The sequence below is a fragment of the Microbacterium oxydans genome, from assembly GCF_006540085.1.
GTDB classification, from domain to species: Bacteria; Actinomycetota; Actinomycetes; order Actinomycetales; family Microbacteriaceae; genus Microbacterium; species Microbacterium oxydans.
Genome location: NZ_BJOG01000008.1, coordinates 21,899 through 38,353, shown reverse-complemented (window position 1 = coordinate 38,353; position 16,455 = coordinate 21,899). Strand labels below are relative to the sequence as shown.

At 69.2% G+C, this 16,455-nt stretch carries 16 protein-coding genes; 11 read left to right on the top strand and 5 right to left on the bottom strand.

All coding sequences use genetic code 11. The annotated features are described in order from the left end of the window. Positions 1–39: 39 nt before the first annotated feature. Complete coding sequence (locus MOX01_RS14480) at positions 40–1,329, top strand: CynX/NimT family MFS transporter (RefSeq protein WP_141370309.1); 1,290 nt, start codon at positions 40–42, stop codon at positions 1,327–1,329. 22 nt (positions 1,330–1,351) lie between these two features. On the opposite strand, the gene MOX01_RS14475 is transcribed toward MOX01_RS14480, so the two are convergent. Further along, complete coding sequence (locus MOX01_RS14475; protein ID WP_141370306.1) at positions 1,352–2,587, bottom strand: acyl-CoA dehydrogenase family protein; 1,236 nt, start codon at positions 2,585–2,587, stop codon at positions 1,352–1,354. Between the two features lie 62 nt (positions 2,588–2,649). Further along, positions 2,650–3,312, bottom strand: coding sequence for a TetR/AcrR family transcriptional regulator (locus MOX01_RS14470; RefSeq protein ID WP_046748814.1), 663 nt, complete (start codon positions 3,310–3,312; stop codon positions 2,650–2,652). 60 nt (positions 3,313–3,372) lie between these two features. On the opposite strand from MOX01_RS14470, the gene MOX01_RS14465 reads away from it, so the two are divergent. The 3 genes from MOX01_RS14465 (at position 3,373) to sucD (ending at position 5,938) form a co-directional block, all read left to right on the top strand. Then, positions 3,373–3,726 carry a DUF2510 domain-containing protein gene (locus MOX01_RS14465; RefSeq protein ID WP_141370304.1) on the top strand — a complete coding sequence of 118 codons (354 nt, stop codon included), beginning with the start codon at positions 3,373–3,375 and terminating at the stop codon, positions 3,724–3,726. 115 nt (positions 3,727–3,841) lie between these two features. Further along, entirely contained in the window at positions 3,842–5,008 is a 1,167-nt protein-coding gene (gene sucC, locus MOX01_RS14460) for an ADP-forming succinate--CoA ligase subunit beta (RefSeq protein WP_045263776.1), read from the top strand. A 27-nt stretch (positions 5,009–5,035) separates the two neighbouring features. Further along, positions 5,036–5,938 carry a succinate--CoA ligase subunit alpha gene (gene sucD / locus MOX01_RS14455; protein ID WP_046748816.1) on the top strand — a complete coding sequence of 301 codons (903 nt, stop codon included), beginning with the start codon at positions 5,036–5,038 and terminating at the stop codon, positions 5,936–5,938. A 118-nt stretch (positions 5,939–6,056) separates the two neighbouring features. Here the strand turns inward: sucD and MOX01_RS14450 are convergent, their stop codons facing one another. Then, positions 6,057–6,461 (bottom strand): mycothiol transferase, encoded by a 405-nt coding sequence (locus MOX01_RS14450; RefSeq protein ID WP_141370302.1) that lies wholly within the window; start codon positions 6,459–6,461, stop codon positions 6,057–6,059. Positions 6,462–6,531: 70 nt separating this feature from the next. Further along, positions 6,532–7,110 (bottom strand): TetR/AcrR family transcriptional regulator, encoded by a 579-nt coding sequence (locus MOX01_RS14445; RefSeq protein ID WP_046748817.1) that lies wholly within the window; start codon positions 7,108–7,110, stop codon positions 6,532–6,534. 76 nt (positions 7,111–7,186) lie between these two features. On the opposite strand from MOX01_RS14445, the gene MOX01_RS14440 reads away from it, so the two are divergent. Beyond that, positions 7,187–7,588 (top strand): VOC family protein, encoded by a 402-nt coding sequence (locus MOX01_RS14440; protein WP_058632668.1) that lies wholly within the window; start codon positions 7,187–7,189, stop codon positions 7,586–7,588. A gap of 167 nt (positions 7,589–7,755) precedes the next feature. Here MOX01_RS14440 and MOX01_RS14435 read toward each other — a convergent pair whose 3' ends face one another. After that, a complete protein-coding gene (locus MOX01_RS14435) occupies positions 7,756–9,231 on the bottom strand; it encodes an NCS2 family permease (RefSeq protein WP_061018553.1) in 1,476 nt (491 codons plus the stop codon). A 90-nt stretch (positions 9,232–9,321) separates the two neighbouring features. Between MOX01_RS14435 and MOX01_RS14430 the strand changes: the two genes are divergently transcribed. The 6 genes from MOX01_RS14430 (at position 9,322) to MOX01_RS14405 (ending at position 16,287) form a co-directional block, all read left to right on the top strand. Then, on the top strand, positions 9,322–10,698 hold the full coding sequence (locus tag MOX01_RS14430) for a cell division protein PerM (protein WP_141370300.1): 1,377 nt from the start codon (positions 9,322–9,324) through the stop codon (positions 10,696–10,698). A gap of 62 nt (positions 10,699–10,760) precedes the next feature. After that, positions 10,761–11,348 carry a phosphoribosylglycinamide formyltransferase gene (gene purN / locus MOX01_RS14425; protein ID WP_058632670.1) on the top strand — a complete coding sequence of 196 codons (588 nt, stop codon included), beginning with the start codon at positions 10,761–10,763 and terminating at the stop codon, positions 11,346–11,348. A gap of 34 nt (positions 11,349–11,382) precedes the next feature. After that, entirely contained in the window at positions 11,383–12,990 is a 1,608-nt protein-coding gene (gene purH, locus MOX01_RS14420) for a bifunctional phosphoribosylaminoimidazolecarboxamide formyltransferase/IMP cyclohydrolase (protein WP_141370298.1), read from the top strand. A gap of 168 nt (positions 12,991–13,158) precedes the next feature. Then, positions 13,159–14,670 (top strand): DNA-3-methyladenine glycosylase 2 family protein, encoded by a 1,512-nt coding sequence (locus MOX01_RS14415; protein WP_141370296.1) that lies wholly within the window; start codon positions 13,159–13,161, stop codon positions 14,668–14,670. Next, positions 14,667–15,164: a methylated-DNA--[protein]-cysteine S-methyltransferase gene (locus tag MOX01_RS14410; RefSeq protein ID WP_046748824.1), complete on the top strand. Its 498-nt coding sequence runs from the start codon at positions 14,667–14,669 to the stop codon at positions 15,162–15,164. Before MOX01_RS14415 ends, MOX01_RS14410 begins: the two co-directional genes overlap by 4 nt. 79 nt (positions 15,165–15,243) lie before the next feature. Then, a complete protein-coding gene (locus MOX01_RS14405; protein WP_141370294.1) occupies positions 15,244–16,287 on the top strand; it encodes a dipeptidase in 1,044 nt (347 codons plus the stop codon). Positions 16,288–16,455 lie beyond the last annotated feature (168 nt).

Genomic DNA, 16,455 nt, shown 5'->3' with positions numbered 1-16,455 from the left:
GTGTTTCCTGACGCACGGCGCGGATGCTGGACTCGAAGCATGACCACCATGCAGGAACCGTTCGACACCGCCCCGACCCCACTGACGCCGTCCGTTCGTCGTGGTGGAATCCTCACCGGGATCTATGTCGGCGTCGGCCTGCTCCTGATCGCGCTGAACCTCCGCATGGGCGTCGCCTCGGTCGGGCCCGTGCTCCCCGCGATGGAGCGGAGCCTCGGGCTCCCGGCAGCTGCGGCAGGACTGCTGACCACGATCCCGGTGTTCGCGTTCGGCGCCTTCGCCTTCCTGACGCCGGCGCTGACGCGCTGGGTGGGCCTGCATCGGCTGCTCGCCCTGACCATGGTCGTCGTGGCGATCGGCATCAGCGTCCGCCTGCTTCCCTCACCCGTGGCGTTGTTCGGCGGCACTGTGCTGGTCGGCGCGGGCATCGCAGTGGCGAACGTGTGCATGCCCGCTGTCATCAAGCAGGACTTCGCCCACCGCGTCGGGCTCATGATGGGGCTGTACTCGACCGCGCTCTTCCTCGGTGCTGCGGAGGCTGCGGCCCTCACGGTGCCCTTCATGACCGCTCTCGACGGTTCCTGGCGTGGTGCCCTCGCGGTCTGGGCGATTCCCGCCGTGCTCGCGCTGGTGGTGTGGCTGCCGTGGGCGTTGCGCGGGGTCCCGGGAGCGCCGGTCCGCTCGCCCGCGACAGGCGCTCCCGCGGATGCGATCGCCGAGCCTCGAGACGAGCCGCGGATGTCGGTTCTGCTGCGTGATCCCGTCGCCTGGGCGGTCACCGGATTCATGGGGTTGCAGAGTCTGAGCTACTACGCAGCGCTGACCTGGATCCCGACCATGCTGCAGGACGCCGGCGTGCCGGTGTCCGAGGCGGGACTGCTGCTGTCTTACTCGAGTCTCCCGGGGATCGCCGCCGCGCTGCTCGTGCCGACGATGCTGCGACACCTGCGGCCGAGCTGGCTTCCCGTCCTGCTCTCCGCACTCCTGTGCGCGGCAGGTCTGATCGGCCTTCTGGTCGCGCCGGGCGGAGCCGCGCCCTGGGTGTGGATGACCCTCCTCGGACTCGGTCAGGGTGCGGCCATCGCGCTGTCGCTGACCTACATCGTGCTGCGTGCCCCCGACGCACAGCACACCGCGCACCTGTCGACCATGGCCCAGGGGATCGGCTACCTGCTGGCAGGGCTCGGCCCGATCGGTCTTGGCGTGCTGCACGCTGCCGTCGGAGGGTGGGGCGTCCCCGTCGTGGCGCTGGTCCTGCTGCTCGGCGTCCAGGCCGTGGCCGGGGCGGCAGCGAGTCGCGAGCGCCACGTGCGCGCGCGGCGCAGGTGAACCGGTCCTCGCGGACGGAGGCTCAGGCGAAGGCGCTCATCCCCGTGATGTCGCGTCCGAGCAGCAGGGCCTGCACGCTCTCGGTGCCCTCGTAGGTGTGGATCGCCTCGATATCGGCCAGGTGCTGCATCACGCCGTTCTCGAGCAGGATGCCGTTGCCGCCGAGCAGGTCACGGGCGGTCGAGGCGATCCGGCGCGCGGCACGCGTGTTGTGGAACTTCGCCAGCGACGCCTGAGTCGGACGCAGCTCGCCGGCCGTCTCGAGGTCGGCCATGCGCCGGCAGTACAGCTGCATGGCTGTGAGGTCTTCGAGCATGTGGGTGAGGCGCTCCTGGACCATCTGGAACTTCGCCAGGGGCTTTCCGAACTGCACGCGCTGGGTCGCGTAGGCCAGCGCCGCTTCGTAGCAGGCGGTCGCGTGCCCCAGTGCCGACCAGGCGACACCGGAGCGGGTGGCGTACAGCACGGTCGATGCGTCCTTGAAGCTCTTCGTCCCCGGCAGTACGGCATCGAGCGGCACCCGCACGTCGTCGAGCTCGATGTGGGCCTGGTGGATGGCGCGCAGCGAGGCCTTGCCGCGGATCACGGTGCCGGTGTAGCCGGGGGTGTCCTGCTCGACGAGGAAGCACCGGACGGCACCGTGCTCGTCGGCGCCCTCGTCGTCGACACGCGCCCAGACGAACGTGACACCGCCGGAGGCGCCGTTGCCGATCCACTTCTTCGTGCCGCGGATGACCCAGCTCTCGCCGTCGCGGCGGGCGACCGTCTCCAGCGATACCGAGTCGGAGCCGTGATCAGGCTCGGTCAGAGCGAACGAACCGAGCACCGAACCGTCGGCGAGGGCCGTCAGCCATCGCTCCTGCTGCGTGGAGGAGCCGAACAGGGCCAGGGTGCGCAACGCGAGTCCGCCCTGCACTGCGAGGATCGTGCCCAGCGAGCCGTCACCGCGGGAGATCTCCATGTTCACGAGGCCTGCGGCGAGGGGCGACAGGCTCGTGAGCGACGGGTGCTGGACCCCGTCGACGACGAGGTCCATCTCGCCCATCCGGCGTGCGGCATCGAGCGGGTACTCGGCACGGTCCCAGGCATCCGCCATCTGCGGGGCGACCTCGTCGACGTAGGCCTTCGCGCGGTCCCACGCCTCCCGGTCGGCGGAGGGGATGTCGGTGAAGACCGCGTAGTAGTCGCTGTCCTGACGTCCGGTGATGTCGTACGACGAGACGCGCTCGCCGGGGAAGGGGGAGGCTGCAGTGCTCATGGGGCTCCTTCGTGGCACCAAGTATCGTACTCCTCGATACTGGGTTCCACGACCGGGACGCGTCAGTCGAGCTGGGACTGCAGCCTGCGGCTCACCTCTGCGATGGGCATGGAGCGGGGGAAGACGGCGACCACCATGTCATCCGGAGCGGACGCGGCCTCATCGGCCGCGACACCATAGCGCCGGCGCACATCGACCAGCGCCGTCTGGAGCGTGGACAGCGGCACCTTCTTGCGGCCGCGCAGCAGCTGGCGCAGCACGTGGTTGTGCACCGCTGTGACCAGAGCGGCGAAGCCGACCGCGTCGAGCGGATCGACGCCGGGAAGCGCGCTGCGCAGGTAGTCGTCGAACAGTCGTTCGTAGCGGAAGACCGTGATGATCTCGCGCTCGCGCAGCACGGGGACCTGGCGCACGATCTGGTAACGACGCCTGGCGAGTTCCGGGTCGCGGGCGAAGTGCGCGAAGACGGATTCGGAGGCGGCGCACACGGCACCCCATGGATCGTCATGACCCTCGTCGAGGAACTCCCTGAGCTGCTCCAGGAGCACCTCGTGATCCGCGAAGACGACGTCCTCCTTGCCGCCGAACTGACGGAAGAACGTCGAGCGGGAGACCCCGGCGGCCTTCGCGATCTGCTCCACCGAGGTCTGGTCGAACCCCTGGGCGTTGAAGAGTTCGAGCGCGGCGGCGACGACGCCGGTGCGCAGTTCTGCGGATTCGTGCATGGCGAAAGCCTAGACCGGAGCGCGCGGAGACGCCCAGGCATCGCCGTCATACTGAGGAGCGTGAGAGACGACGGGATCCCGGCCGGCTGGTTCGACACGCGGCGACGTGGCACCCGGCGGTGGTGGGACGGGGTGCGGTGGACCGAGCACATCCGGGTGCGGGGGCGGGAGACCACCCTGGCGGACGACGGGGCCTCGGTGCGCCGCCAACTCCTGATGGTCGAGGTCGTGCTGGCCGTCGTCCTCGTGGTCGCGATCCTGGTCGCCTTCGTGGGCGGTCTGCCCGTGGTCGTCGTGCGTCCGCTGATCGTCGCGGTCGGTGCCGCGCTCGTGTTCACGCCGTTCGCGATCAGGCGTCAGCTCCGCTTGACCGGCGTGCCGGTGCGACGAGTCGGCGTTCCCCCGCTGCGTTGAGGGAGGGCGGCCTCGCGGCCGCAGGAGCGCCCAGGCCGAGGTAGTAGGCTGGGGGACTGGTCGATGTCTCGACATCGAGAGAATTACCAGACAGCAGCCCAGTGAAGGAACCACAGTGGATCTGTACGAGTACCAGGCACGAGACGTTTTCGAAAAGTACGGAGTGCCGGTCCTCGCCGGCATCGTCGCGGACACCCCTGAAGAGGTGAGGGCGGCCGCCGAGAAGATCGGTGGAGTGGTCGTCGTCAAGGCTCAGGTGAAGACCGGCGGCCGTGGAAAGGCGGGCGGCGTCAAGGTCGCCAAGACGCCCGACGAGGCGTACGAGGCAGCGAAGGCCATCCTCGGCCTCGACATCAAGGGCCACGTCGTCAAGCGCGTCATGGTCGCGCAGGGTGCGCGCATCGCCGAGGAGTTCTACTTCTCCGTGCTGCTCGACCGTGCCAACCGCTCCTACCTGAGCCTGTGCTCGGTCGAGGGCGGCATGGAGATCGAAGAGCTCGCGGTCGAGCGCCCCGAGGCGCTCGCGCGCGTCGAGGTCAACCCGCTGACGGGCATCGACAAGGAGAAGGCCGTCGAGATCGCTCGTGCGGCCAACTTCCCTGAAGACCTCGTCGACAAGGTGTCCGACGTCTTCGTGAAGCTGTTCGACGTGTACAAGGGTGAGGACGCGACGCTGGTCGAGGTCAACCCGCTCGTGCGTACCGAAGAGGGCGACATCATCGCGCTCGACGGCAAGGTCACGCTCGACGACAACGCCTCCGAGATCCGCCACCCCGAGCACGAGGCGCTCGAGGACAAGGACGCCGCCGACCCGCTCGAGGCCAAGGCCAAGGAGTCGGGCCTGAACTACGTGAAGCTCGACGGCGAGGTCGGCATCATCGGCAACGGCGCGGGACTCGTCATGTCGACGCTCGACGTGGTCGCCTACGCCGGCGAGAACCACAACGGCGTGAAGCCCGCCAACTTCCTCGACATCGGCGGCGGCGCTTCGGCTGAGGTCATGGCCGCCGGCCTCGACGTCATCCTCGGCGACCCGCAGGTCAAGAGCGTCTTCGTCAACGTGTTCGGTGGCATCACGGCGTGCGACGCCGTCGCCAACGGCATCAAGGGCGCGCTCGAGACGCTGGGCGCCACGGCCTCCAAGCCGCTCGTCGTGCGTCTGGACGGCAACCGCGTCGACGAGGGTCGCGCGATCCTCGCCGAGTACGCGCACCCGCTTGTCACCCTGGCCGCAACCATGGACGAGGGCGCCGACAAGGCCGCCGAGCTCGCCAACGCCTGATCGCCTGAGACACAAGGAACCAGAGCTATGTCTATCTACCTCAACAAGGACTCCAAGGTCATCGTCCAGGGCATCACCGGCGGCGAGGGCACCAAGCACACCGCGCTGATGCTCAAGGCCGGCACCCAGGTCGTCGGTGGCGTCAACGCCCGCAAGGCCGGTACCACGGTCTCGCACACGGACAAGGACGGCAACGCCGTCGAGCTTCCCGTCTTCGGATCGGTCGCCGAGGCCATGAAGGAGACCGGCGCCGACGTGTCGATCGCCTTCGTCCCCGGCGCCTTCACGAAGGACGCGATGATCGAGGCCATCGACGCCGAGATCCCGCTGCTCGTCGTGATCACCGAGGGCGTGCCCGTCGGCGACTCGGCCGAGGCGTGGGCGTACGCGCAGAGCAAGGGCAACAAGACCCGCATCATCGGACCGAACTGCCCCGGCATCATCACCCCCGGTGAGGCGCTCGTCGGCATCACGCCCGCGAACATCACCGGCAAGGGTCCGATCGGCCTCGTGTCGAAGTCGGGCACCCTGACCTACCAGATGATGTTCGAGCTGCGCGACCTGGGCTTCTCGACCGCCATCGGCATCGGCGGCGACCCGGTCATCGGCACCACGCACATCGACGCGCTCGCCGCGTTCGAGGCCGACCCCGAGACCAAGGCGATCGTGATGATCGGCGAGATCGGCGGCGACGCCGAGGAGCGTGCGGCCGACTACATCAAGGCGAACGTCACCAAGCCCGTCGTCGGCTACGTCGCGGGCTTCACGGCTCCCGAGGGCAAGACCATGGGTCACGCGGGTGCGATCGTCTCCGGTTCCGCCGGTACCGCTCAGGCGAAGAAGGAGGCCCTTGAGGCCGCCGGCGTCAAGGTCGGCAAGACGCCGTCCGAGACGGCGGATCTGATGCGCGCGATCATCGAGTCGCTCTGATCTGAGTTACGCTTGATCTGAAGGCCCCGGGCTCCACCCCGGGGCCTTCTTTCATGCCCGGCCGCTTGACCGGCTGCATGACCCGATGACACCTGCATGACCGAGGACCCCGTGTGGGTCATGCATCCGTGCGATGCTCATGCATCCGGGCGACGGTGCCGACAGCTGCCTCGAGAGGGCGCTCCGCGAGGTTGCGATCGGCGATCTCCTGGATGCGGCGGCACTCTGCGGCGACCGAGGAGAGAGAGTCGGTTCGACGCACCTTCCAGGAGTTCGCGGTGGCGGCAGGGAGGCCGATCTCGGTACGCGGACGCCCGGTGATCCGCTCGTCGAACCAGACGCCTTCGACGTAGGCGGTGTGGCGGACCACTCCGAGGAGCGACGGAGTGCCGGCCACTGGTGACGAGCGCGCTTCGTCCTCGGAGACGCCCTCCAGACTCCCGAGGATCAGTTCGCGGTACTGCGCGAGGCGCCGATCGAGGTCTTTTCTCAGCTCGAAGGGGGCGTGATGGTCGTGTGGCATGTGCACGCAGCTCCTCCCGGTCGTCGAGCTTCCACCCTCGCGCGGTCGACGGTGGCCGCGCAAGCACCGCTCAGCTTCGGCTGGCAGCCGTGTCCAGAAGCGCGTCGAGTGCGCGGTGGGCCTGTTGTCGTGCCTCCGCGTCGTCCGGGCGAACGGCGAGCCAGAGGGCGAGTTCGTTCATGGCGCCGGACAGAGCTGCGGTCAGGGCGTCGAGGAGCGCGGGCGGGGCTCCTGCTTCACGCAGTCCCGTCCGCAGTTCGCGCTCCGGCCCCTCCGCGTCGAGGCGGCGCCACTCCTCCCAGCCGAGCACGGAGGGTCCGTCGATGAGGAGTACGCGCGCGGCCGTCCTGCCCGTGATGCCGTCGAGGTAGGCATGGCTCCCCTCGCGGAGTGCGGTCTCCGGGGTGCTGTCCCTCGTCGCGGCCACGATCGCCTCGGCGACGCTCTGCTGTTGGCGGGTGGCGACCGCGGCGAACAGTCCCGGCTTCGATGCGTAGTGGTGGTACACGGCCCCGCGGGTCACTCCGGCGGCGCGTGCGAGGTCATCGACGGAACAGGATGCGTAGCCGTGTTCGGCGAAGTGCGCGGTGGCGGTCTCGAGGATGCGTCGCGCCGTCTCGGCGGCGTCGGCAGCGGATGCTCGCGGCATGGGACTTCCTTTACGTGCGACTTGTATGTATTCTAGCCACCGATGTTACAAACACACTGTATGTAAAGGAGAGTTCATGGAGATCACGAGCTTCTACCCGGTTCTGATGGTCGATGACGTCGCCGCTGCCGCGCAGTTCTATCGTGAGGAACTGGGCTTCGAGACGACGTTCGAGGCGGACTGGTACGTGAGCCTGCGCGTCGAAGGAGGAGAGCTCGCGCTCCTCGACCGGGGTCACGAGACGATCCCCGACGGCTTCCGTGAGCCCGTCCGAGGTCTGCTGCTCAACGTCGAGGTCGTCGACGCGACGGCAGCGCACCGTCGGCTCGTGGGTGAGCACGGGTTGGTCGAGCGCCTCGCGCTTCGGGACGAGACCTTCGGGCAGCGTCACTTCATCGTCGAGGCGCCCGGGGGTGTGCTGATCGACGTGATCGAGCCCATCGAGCCGTCAGCGGAGTTCGCCGAGGCCTATTCCTGAGACCCTGTCGGATGCATGATCGGCCGACACCTGCATGATCGGCCGACACCTGCATGACCGAGGACTCCGTGTGGGCAATGCATCCGTGCGACGGTCATGCATCCGGGCGACGGTACAGAACAGAAAGAGGGGCGGATGCCGCAGCATCCGCCCCTCGTGTTCTCGCGTCAGATCCCGACGCCGAACAGCGCCTCGATGGGGCCTCTCGCGAAGAAGATCAGGAAGCCGGCGCCGACGACCCACAACAGCGGGCTGATGGTCTTCGCCTTGCCCGAGAACGCGTGGATGAGCACCCAGCTGACGAAGCCCGCTCCGATGCCGTTCGCGATCGAGTAGGTGAGCGGCATGACCGAGACGGTGAGGAACACCGGCAGCAGCACGCGGAAGTCGCTGAAGTCGATGTAGCGGATCTGCGCCATCATCATCGCACCCACGATGATCAGGGCCGCGGCCGCGATCTCGGTCGGGACGATGGAGGTCAGCGGGGTCAGGAACATCGCGATCAGGAACACGACACCCGTGACGACGTTCGCGAGTCCCGTGCGGGCTCCCTCGCCGATGCCGGCACCCGACTCGATGAAGACGGTGCTGGAGGACGACGAGGTCGCACCACCGGCGATCGCGCCGACGCCCTCGACGACCAGTGCCGACTTGATGCGGGGGAAGTCCCCGTTGTCGTCGGCGAGGTTCGCCTCCTTCGCCAGGCCGGTCATGGTTCCCATGGCGTCGAAGAAGTTCGTGAAGAGCAGCGTGAAGACGATCATCACGATCGCGACCAGGCTGACCTTGCTCAGGTCGAAGCTGAAGTCGACGGCGCCGATCAGGCTGAGGTCCGGGATGCCGATGGGGGAGCCGTTCAGTGCCGGGACCGTGAGGCCCCAGCCGCCGGGGTTGACCACGTTGCCCTCGTCGTCGAAGCCGCGGGCGCCGATGTGCCAGATCGCCTCGACGATGACTGCGAGCACGGTGCCGCCGATGAGGCCGATGAGCATGCCGCCCTTGACCTTGAGGGCGACGAGGATGCCGGTGAGGAGCAGGGTGATCACGAACAGCAGGGTCGGCACGGTCGCGACCGAACCGTTGACGCCGAGCCCGACCGGAGGGGACGAGGCGCCGGTCGCGGTGACGAAGCCCGAGTTGACGAAGCCGATGAAGGCGATGAACAGGCCGATGCCGACCGTGATGGCGATCTTCAGCTGGAAGGGCACGGCGTCGAAGATCGCCTTCCGCAGCCCGGTGGCCGCGAGCAGCACGATCACGACACCGTTGATCATCACGAGTGCCATCGCCTCGGGCCAGGTCACCTGCCCGACCACGGAGAACGCGACGAAGGCGTTGATGCCGAGTCCTGCGGCGAAACCGAAGGGCAGGCGCGTCACGAGACCGAACAGGATCGTCATGACGCCGGCGGTCAACGCGGTGGCGGCGCCGACGGCGTTGAAGCTGAGCATGTCTCCGGCGACGTCGGGCTTGCCGGAGAGGATGATCGGGTTGAGGATCACGATGTAGGCCATCGTGACGAACGTCACCAGACCTCCTCGGATCTCGGTGCCGATCGTGGATCCGCGCTTGCTGATCTCGAAGAAGCGGTCCAGGGAGTTCTTGGGCTCGGTGGGTGCCGGGGCGGGCGGGGCAGTTGTCATCGGGAAACCTCCGGAGAAACGCTATCGTGTCGCCGACCCCACGCGCGCCCCCGGGGCTTCGTCGGGAACTCGTCGTAGTCTCGAAACGCTATGCAACGCCTCCTCGTCGCGCTCCTCGCCGCCTTCGACGCCGCCATCGCCGCGGCGGTCGGTCTCGTCGTGCTGCTCGCGCCGTTGACACTGCTGTGGACTCTCGCCTTCGGGATCAGCGCCGACTGGGGTGCGCTCTGGCCGCTCACCGGCACGCTCTGGGAGTTCGGACACGGGGTGCCGCTGGCGGTGACGATTCCTGACGAGCTTCTGGTCGCCCTCGCGATCCCCGCCCAGGCCGCCTCGTTCGCGGTGTCGATCACCCCGCTGGCAATCCTGCTCTTCACACTGCTGTTCGCCGCGCGCTCCGGAGCCAGAGCCGCCACGGCGGGAACCTGGCTGCTCGGCGTGGTGTCCGGCACCGTGGTGTTCACCGCGATCTCCGCCGGTGTCGCGCTGACGGCGCGGCTGGATCCGGCGCAGACGCCCCTCCTGCTCGCGATCGCCCTTCCCGCGGCGGTCTACTTCGTCGGCGCGCTGTGCGGCGCCGTCCGGATCGCCTGGGAAGAGGGCGACGGCGGCATCCTCGACCGTCTGCACGATCGCATCGACGTCCGCGACGACTGGGCACCGGTCCCCGCCGCCGTCGTTCGAGGCGCGGCCTTCACCCTGATGGGCGTGGTCGGCGCTTCTGCTCTGACCCTCGCGGTGGTGACGCTGTTCCGGGGAGGTGAAGTCGTCGCGCTGTTCCAGGCCTCGCGCGTCGACGCGCTGGGTGCGACGGTGATGACCCTGGCGCAGCTGGTGTACCTGCCGACCCTCATCGTCTGGGTCGCGTCCTGGCTCGCCGGCCCCGGGTTCGCCGTCGGCGTCGGCACCGCGGTGTCGCCTGCGGGCACCCAGCTGGGAGTCGTGCCCGGCATCCCCGTGTTCGGACTGCTGCCCGAGAACAGCTCGATGTGGATGCTGATCGTGGTGCTCGTCCCGATCGCCGCCGGAGCGTTCGCGGGGTGGGCGGTTCGCTCCCGTCTCGTCTGGGAGGGCACTCCGCTGGGAACGGCGCAGCGTGCCGTCATCGCGGTGGGGATCGCGGTCGTCACCGCCGGTATCGCCGGGATCGCCGCCGTGCTGGCGAGCGGGTCGATGGGACCGGGACGGCTGTCGGACGTCGGACCAGCGGCGCTGCCCTTCATGCTCGCCCTGGGCCTCGAGGTGCTCGTCGGCGCCGCGATCCTGCTCCTGTCCCCACGACATCGCGATGAACTGGCGGAGGAGCGCACCGATCGGTGGATAGCCGAGATGTCCGAGCTCGATCCGAGCGCAGCGTCCGTGGTCCCGGTGCCTGGCATCCCCTTGCCCCACACGCAGGCCTTCGATGACACGGCTCCGCTGGATGATGTCCGCGGTTTCACGCCGCCGAGGGACGACCGCGACTGACGGCTCCCGGTGTGCGTGCGACGCAGGCGGAACGAGCTTCGGCGCCCCGGTAGACTGGGCGCGTGCTCACGGTCGCCGTTCTCATCTCGGGCACCGGCTCGAATCTTCGCGCCCTCCTCGAGGCCGCTCGTCATCCCGATTTTCCCGCCAGGGTGATCGTGGTCGGCGCCGATCGCGAAGCCGAGGGGCTCGCCCATGCCGAGGAGTTCGGCGTCCCCAGTTTCACGGTGCCGTGGCATGAGCACGAGAGTCGCGAGGCGTGGGGTGCGGAACTCGCCGGCCAGCTCGCCGTCTGGAAGCCGGACCTCGTCGTGCTCAGCGGGCTCATGCGCCTGCTTCCGCCGTCGCTCGTCGCACAGTACTCGCCGCGCCTCATCAACACGCACCCGGCGTTCCTGCCCGAGTTCCCCGGCGCCCACGGCGTCCGCGACGCGCTCGCGGCCGGCGTCGCCGAGACCGGGGCCAGCGTGATCGTCGTCGACGACGGCGTCGACACCGGTCCGATCCTCGCCCAGGAGCGCGTCCCCATCCTCGACGGCGACACCGAGCACAGCCTGCACGAGCGCATCAAGCCCGTCGAGCGCCGACTGCTCATCGACGTGGTCCGCGGAATCGCCACCGGCGACCTCGTCCTCAGCTCTTCCTCCTGACCCCCACCCGACGCCCCGCACGAAGGAGCCCATCATGGCCGGCCCCCGCCACGACCCCACGCTCTACCGCGATCGCGACACCGTGCCGATCAGGCGCGCGCTCGTCTCGGTGAGCGACAAGACCGACCTGCTCCTGCTGGCTGCGGCTCTGGCTGAGGCGGGTATCGAGATCGTCTCGACGGGTTCGACGGCGTCGACCATCCGCGAGGCGGGATTCGAGGTCACCGACGTCGCCGCCGTGACCGGCGTCGCAGAGATGCTCGACGGTCGCGTCAAGACGCTGCACCCGAAGATCCACGGCGGCCTGCTCGCCGACCTGCGTCTCGAGGACCACGAGCGCCAGCTCGCCGACCTCGACATCACTCCCTTCGAGCTCGTGGTCGTGAACCTCTACCCGTTCATCGAGACCGTCGCCTCCGGCGCGGTCGGCGACGACGTGGTCGAGCAGATCGACATCGGCGGCCCCGCGATGGTACGCGCCGCGGCCAAGAACCACGCGAACGTGGCGATCGTCGTCTCGCCGCAGTCGTACCCCGGCATCATCGCGGCGATCGGCGAGGGCGGCACCTCGTTGACGCAGCGTCGTGAGCTCGCCGCCCGAGCATTCGCGCACACAGCGGCGTACGACACCGCGGTCGCCTCGTGGTTCGCCGAGGGGACGCTGCAGGACGACGGCGATCTGCCGACGCATCTCACGATCCAGGCTGAGCGGCTCGCGACGCTCCGCTACGGCGAGAACTCGCACCAGCGCGGCGCGATCTACACGCGCGCCGGTGGACACGGCATCGCCCAGGCCACGCAGCTGCAGGGCAAGGAGATATCGTACAACAACTACGTCGACGCCGATGCCGCCCTGCGCGCGGCATACGACATGGTCAAGCCGGCTGTCGCCATCATCAAGCACGCCAACCCGTGCGGTATCGCGACCACGGCGCCGAACGCGCTCGACCCGATCGCCAGCGCCCACCTGCGTGCGCATGAGTGCGACCCCGTCTCGGCATACGGTGGTGTGATCGCGGCCAACGGCACGGTCACGCTGAAGATGGCCGAGAACCTCAAGGACATCTTCACCGAGGTCATCGTCGCGCCGTCGTTCGAGCCCGCGGCGCTCGAGGTGTTCAAGGCGAAGAAGAACCTGCGCCTGCTGCAGCTGCCCGAGGACTGGCAGCAGGAGCGCATGGACGTGCGTCTCGTCTCCGGTGGGCTGCTGCTGCAGGATGCCGACCGGTTCCCCGACGACATCGTCTCCGTCGCGAAGAACTGGGAGCTGGTCTCGGGTGAGCGTCCGACCGACGAGGAGATGGAGAACCTCATCTTCGCGTGGAAGGCCTGCCGAGCGGTCAAGTCGAACGCGATCGTGCTCGCGAAGGACAACGCCACGGTGGGCGTGGGCATGGGCCAGGTCAACCGCGTCGACTCCTGCCGCCTCGCGGTCGAGCGTGCAGGGGACCGGGCGGCCGGATCCGTCGCTTCCTCCGACGCGTTCTTCCCCTTCGCCGACGGCGCTCAGGTGCTGATCGATGCCGGCGTCACGGCGATCGTGCAGCCGGGCGGTTCCGTGCGCGACGAGGAGGTCGTGGACGCGGCGCGCAAGGCCGGCGTCACGATGTTCTTCACCGGTGAGCGCCACTTCTTCCACTGAACGCGCGCCTGCGCATACCTCGAGACCCACTCTCCACGCCGAGACCCACACGCGCCCACTGCGGCGGCGATGGGTGTCGGCGAGGCGGGTGGGTCTCGGCGTTCGTGCCCGGACAGTAATGTCCGATTTCCGCCAGTCGTTGTCGGTGGGGCGTGACACAGTGGAGGCATGAGCTTCCCCGTGACGGACTTCGACGAGCGTTACCGTGCGATCAGCGCGCGCGACACCCGCTTCGACGGGCAGTTCGTGACGGCCGTCCGTTCGACCGGGATCTACTGCCGTCCGAGCTGCCCCGCGCGCACGCCCAAACCCCAGAACGTGACGTTCTATCCGACCAGCGCCGCAGCGCACGAGGCCGGGTATCGCGCCTGCAAGCGCTGCCTGCCCGAGGCCGCTCCCGGCTCGCCGGCGTGGGATATCCGCGGCGACACCGCCGCGCGAGCGATGCGGTTGATCTCCGACGGCGTCGTGGAACGGGAGGGCGTGCCGGGCCTGGCCGCGCGACTGGGCTATTCCGGTCGGCACCTCACGAGGCTGCTGACCACCGAACTCGGCGCCGGGCCGCTCGCACTGGCGCGGGCACACAGGGCGCACACCGCGCGCATGCTCCTCGTCGGCACCGACATGCCCATCTCGGATGTCGCGTTCTCCGCCGGGTTCGCCAGCATCCGACAGTGCAACGACACGATCCGCGAGGTCTTCGGCCTCACGCCGGGGGAGCTCAGGGCGCGGCGACGGCTTCCGGCGTCCGCGGCTCCCGGCTCGATCGACCTCGTGCTGCCCTATCGCGGTCCACTCGACGCGAGCGGCGTCTTCGCCTGGATGGCGGCGCGTGCGATCCCCGGCGTCGAAGAGACCACGGCGACGTCCTTCTCGCGTCACCTCCGCATGGCCGGTGGTCCCGCCTGGTTCGAGGTGCGTCAGGAGGAGGGTGAGCGCCTGCACCTGCGGGCACGCGTCGCGCGGCTGGGGGACCTGGCACCGCTGGTCTCGACCGTGCGACGCATCTTCGACCTCGATGCCGACCCGCTGGCGATCGACGAGGCGCTCTCGGAACACGACGAGATCGCGCCGCTCGTCGCGCGCACCCCCGGCATCCGCGTGCCGGGGTCGGCTGATCCGCATGAGATGCTCATCCGCGCCATGGTGGGGCAGCAGATCACCGTGGTCGCCGCCAGAACCGCGCTCACGGCACTCACCGAGGCGCTGGGGGAGCGCACCGAGAACGGACTGCTCTTCCCGACGATGACGGCGATCGCCGCCCACGGAGCCGAGGTGCTGCGAGGGCCGGCCGCCCGTATCCGCGCGATCACCGGCGCTGCGGCCGCTCTCGCCGACGGATCCCTGACGCTCACGGTCGGAGATGACGGCGTCGACCAGCGTGCTGCCCTGCTCGCGATGCCCGGCATCGGACCCTGGACAGCCGACTACGTGCGCATGCGTGTGCTCGGCGATCCGGATGTGCTGCTCCCGGGAGACGTCGCGCTGCGCGCCGGCGCGGCGGCCTCCGGCCTGCCGGGCGAGCCACGGGCGCTCACCGACTGGGCCCTGCGCGCGGCACCATGGCGCAGCTATCTGAGCGCGCATCTATGGCGCGCCGCTCCGGTGCGCCCCGTCGGGCCGCGGCGGGTCCCCGCAGCGCACCGTCCCACCGACATCACGACGAAGGAGAACTCATGACCGCCCTCATCCAGACCATCGAGACGCCGGACGGCGCCTTCACGATCCTCGCCGACGACCATCAGCGCGTGCTGGCCTCGGGCTGGACGTCCGACGTCGAGGCGATCCTCGGGCGGCTGTCGGCGGCGAACCGTCCGGAGGCGCTGCGCGATGGTGCGACGGACGCCGCGGACGCGGTGGTCGCCTATTACGCGGGCGACCTCTCGGCCATCGACGATGTCGCCGTGAAGCAGACCGGCACCGCACTCCAGCTCGCCGGCTGGTCGGCGCTCCGGGAGATCGAGCCGGGCGGGCCGCTGACCTACACCGGTTTCGCCTCACGCCTGGACAACCCCCGGGCCGTTCGGGCTGCGGCGTCCATCTGCGCCCGCAACGCCCCGGCGCTCTTCGTGCCCTGCCACCGGGTGCTGCGCACCGACGGGAGCCTCGGCGGTTTCGCGTGGGGCGTCGATGTCAAGGAGAGTCTGCTGGCCCGCGAGAGTGCCGCGGCGTGAGCCAGGAGCACCAGATCCGGCACCGGTGATGGTGCGCTACGACGAACCGTCCGTTCCGACGCGGCCATAGGCTCGAGCCGTGACCGCCATCGATGCCCTCGATCTCCACCGCCGCGCCGTCGTCGCCGATGCCCACAACGATCTGCTCTGCTCGGTGACGAGTCGTCCGCCCGCCGAGTGGTCGGACTACTTCCGGGCCCAGTGGCTGCCGCAGCTGCGCACGGGTGGTGTCGACCTGCAGGTCCTGCCCGTGTTCGTCGATGACGTCTACCGGCCGGAGGGCGCGCTGCGTCGTACGTTCCGCATGATCGAAGCCGCGCACCGGGTGGCGGAAGGAAACGCGGATGCGGTGGGGCTCTGCCTCGACGGGGACGACATCGACAGGGTGATCGGTGAGGGGCGCATCGCGTTGGTGCTCGCTCTCGAGGGCATGCCCGGCATCGCCGACGATGTCGAGCTCCTCGAGACGGTGCATCGGCTCGGAGTGCGCGTCGGCTCGGTCGCCCACTTCGGTCGCAGCGCCTTCGCGGACGGAAGCGGAGAAGACGCCGCGGGCAGCCGGCTGACGCGCACGGGCGTCCAGGCGCTGGCCGAGATGGAGCGCATCGGCATGATCTTCGATGTCAGCCACCTCGGAGCGGGCGGCGTCGACCACGTGCTCGAGCTCGCCACGCGACCCGTCATGGCAACGCATTCGTCCGCCCGCGCCCTGTTCGATCACCACCGCAACCTCACCGATGCGCAGATCGCCGGAGTCGCGGAGACGGGGGGAGTCGTGTGCGTCAACTTCTTCGCCCCGTATCTGCATGCGAGCGACTACACGATCGACACCCTGATCGACCACTTCGAGCGGGTGGTGTCCGTCGCCGGGGTGGACCACGTCGGGATGGGACCAGACTTCGTCCGCGAGGTGCTCGCGGACACCACGGCCCCGTGCTGCGTGCAGACGACGATCGAGGGCGTCCCCGCCGATCGGTACCTTCCCGGGCTCGAGGGTCCGGAAGGGCTTCCGCTCGTCACCGAGGCTCTGCTGCGTCGCGGCTGGCGCGACGCCGATGTCGTGGCCGTGCTGGGCGGCAACCTGCAGCGCTTTCTCCGAACCGGGCTCGCTGTCCAGGGGTGAGCCACCCGAGCCACCTCGCCGCGGTCGCCGGGAAAGAGCATGGCGAATCGGGAATGACTCTTGCTTTCAGCTGGTTCACAGCAATAGGCTGGTGGGCTGTCGCGCCAACCGGACGACATCGCCGAGCCCCTGAGGAGGACACCATGTTCACGATCGCCACCGCGCGGA

What these genes read in the sequence shown, in the direction of transcription:
- MOX01_RS14450 (WP_141370302.1), bottom strand. Translation starts at nt 6,461, where the DNA reads ATGCCACACGACCATCACGCCCCCTTCGAGCTGAGAAAAGACCTCGAT.
- MOX01_RS14410 (WP_046748824.1), top strand. Translation starts at nt 14,667, where the DNA reads ATGACCGCCCTCATCCAGACCATCGAGACGCCGGACGGCGCCTTCACG.
- purH (WP_141370298.1), top strand. Translation starts at nt 11,383, where the DNA reads ATGGCCGGCCCCCGCCACGACCCCACGCTCTACCGCGATCGCGACACC.
- MOX01_RS14440 (WP_058632668.1), top strand. Translation starts at nt 7,187, where the DNA reads ATGGAGATCACGAGCTTCTACCCGGTTCTGATGGTCGATGACGTCGCC.
- MOX01_RS14435 (WP_061018553.1), bottom strand. Translation starts at nt 9,231, where the DNA reads ATGACAACTGCCCCGCCCGCCCCGGCACCCACCGAGCCCAAGAACTCC.
- MOX01_RS14470 (WP_046748814.1), bottom strand. Translation starts at nt 3,312, where the DNA reads ATGCACGAATCCGCAGAACTGCGCACCGGCGTCGTCGCCGCCGCGCTC.
- MOX01_RS14415 (WP_141370296.1), top strand. Translation starts at nt 13,159, where the DNA reads ATGAGCTTCCCCGTGACGGACTTCGACGAGCGTTACCGTGCGATCAGC.
- MOX01_RS14475 (WP_141370306.1), bottom strand. Translation starts at nt 2,587, where the DNA reads ATGAGCACTGCAGCCTCCCCCTTCCCCGGCGAGCGCGTCTCGTCGTAC.
- MOX01_RS14430 (WP_141370300.1), top strand. Translation starts at nt 9,322, where the DNA reads ATGCAACGCCTCCTCGTCGCGCTCCTCGCCGCCTTCGACGCCGCCATC.
- MOX01_RS14480 (WP_141370309.1), top strand. Translation starts at nt 40, where the DNA reads ATGACCACCATGCAGGAACCGTTCGACACCGCCCCGACCCCACTGACG.
- sucD (WP_046748816.1), top strand. Translation starts at nt 5,036, where the DNA reads ATGTCTATCTACCTCAACAAGGACTCCAAGGTCATCGTCCAGGGCATC.
- MOX01_RS14445 (WP_046748817.1), bottom strand. Translation starts at nt 7,110, where the DNA reads ATGCCGCGAGCATCCGCTGCCGACGCCGCCGAGACGGCGCGACGCATC.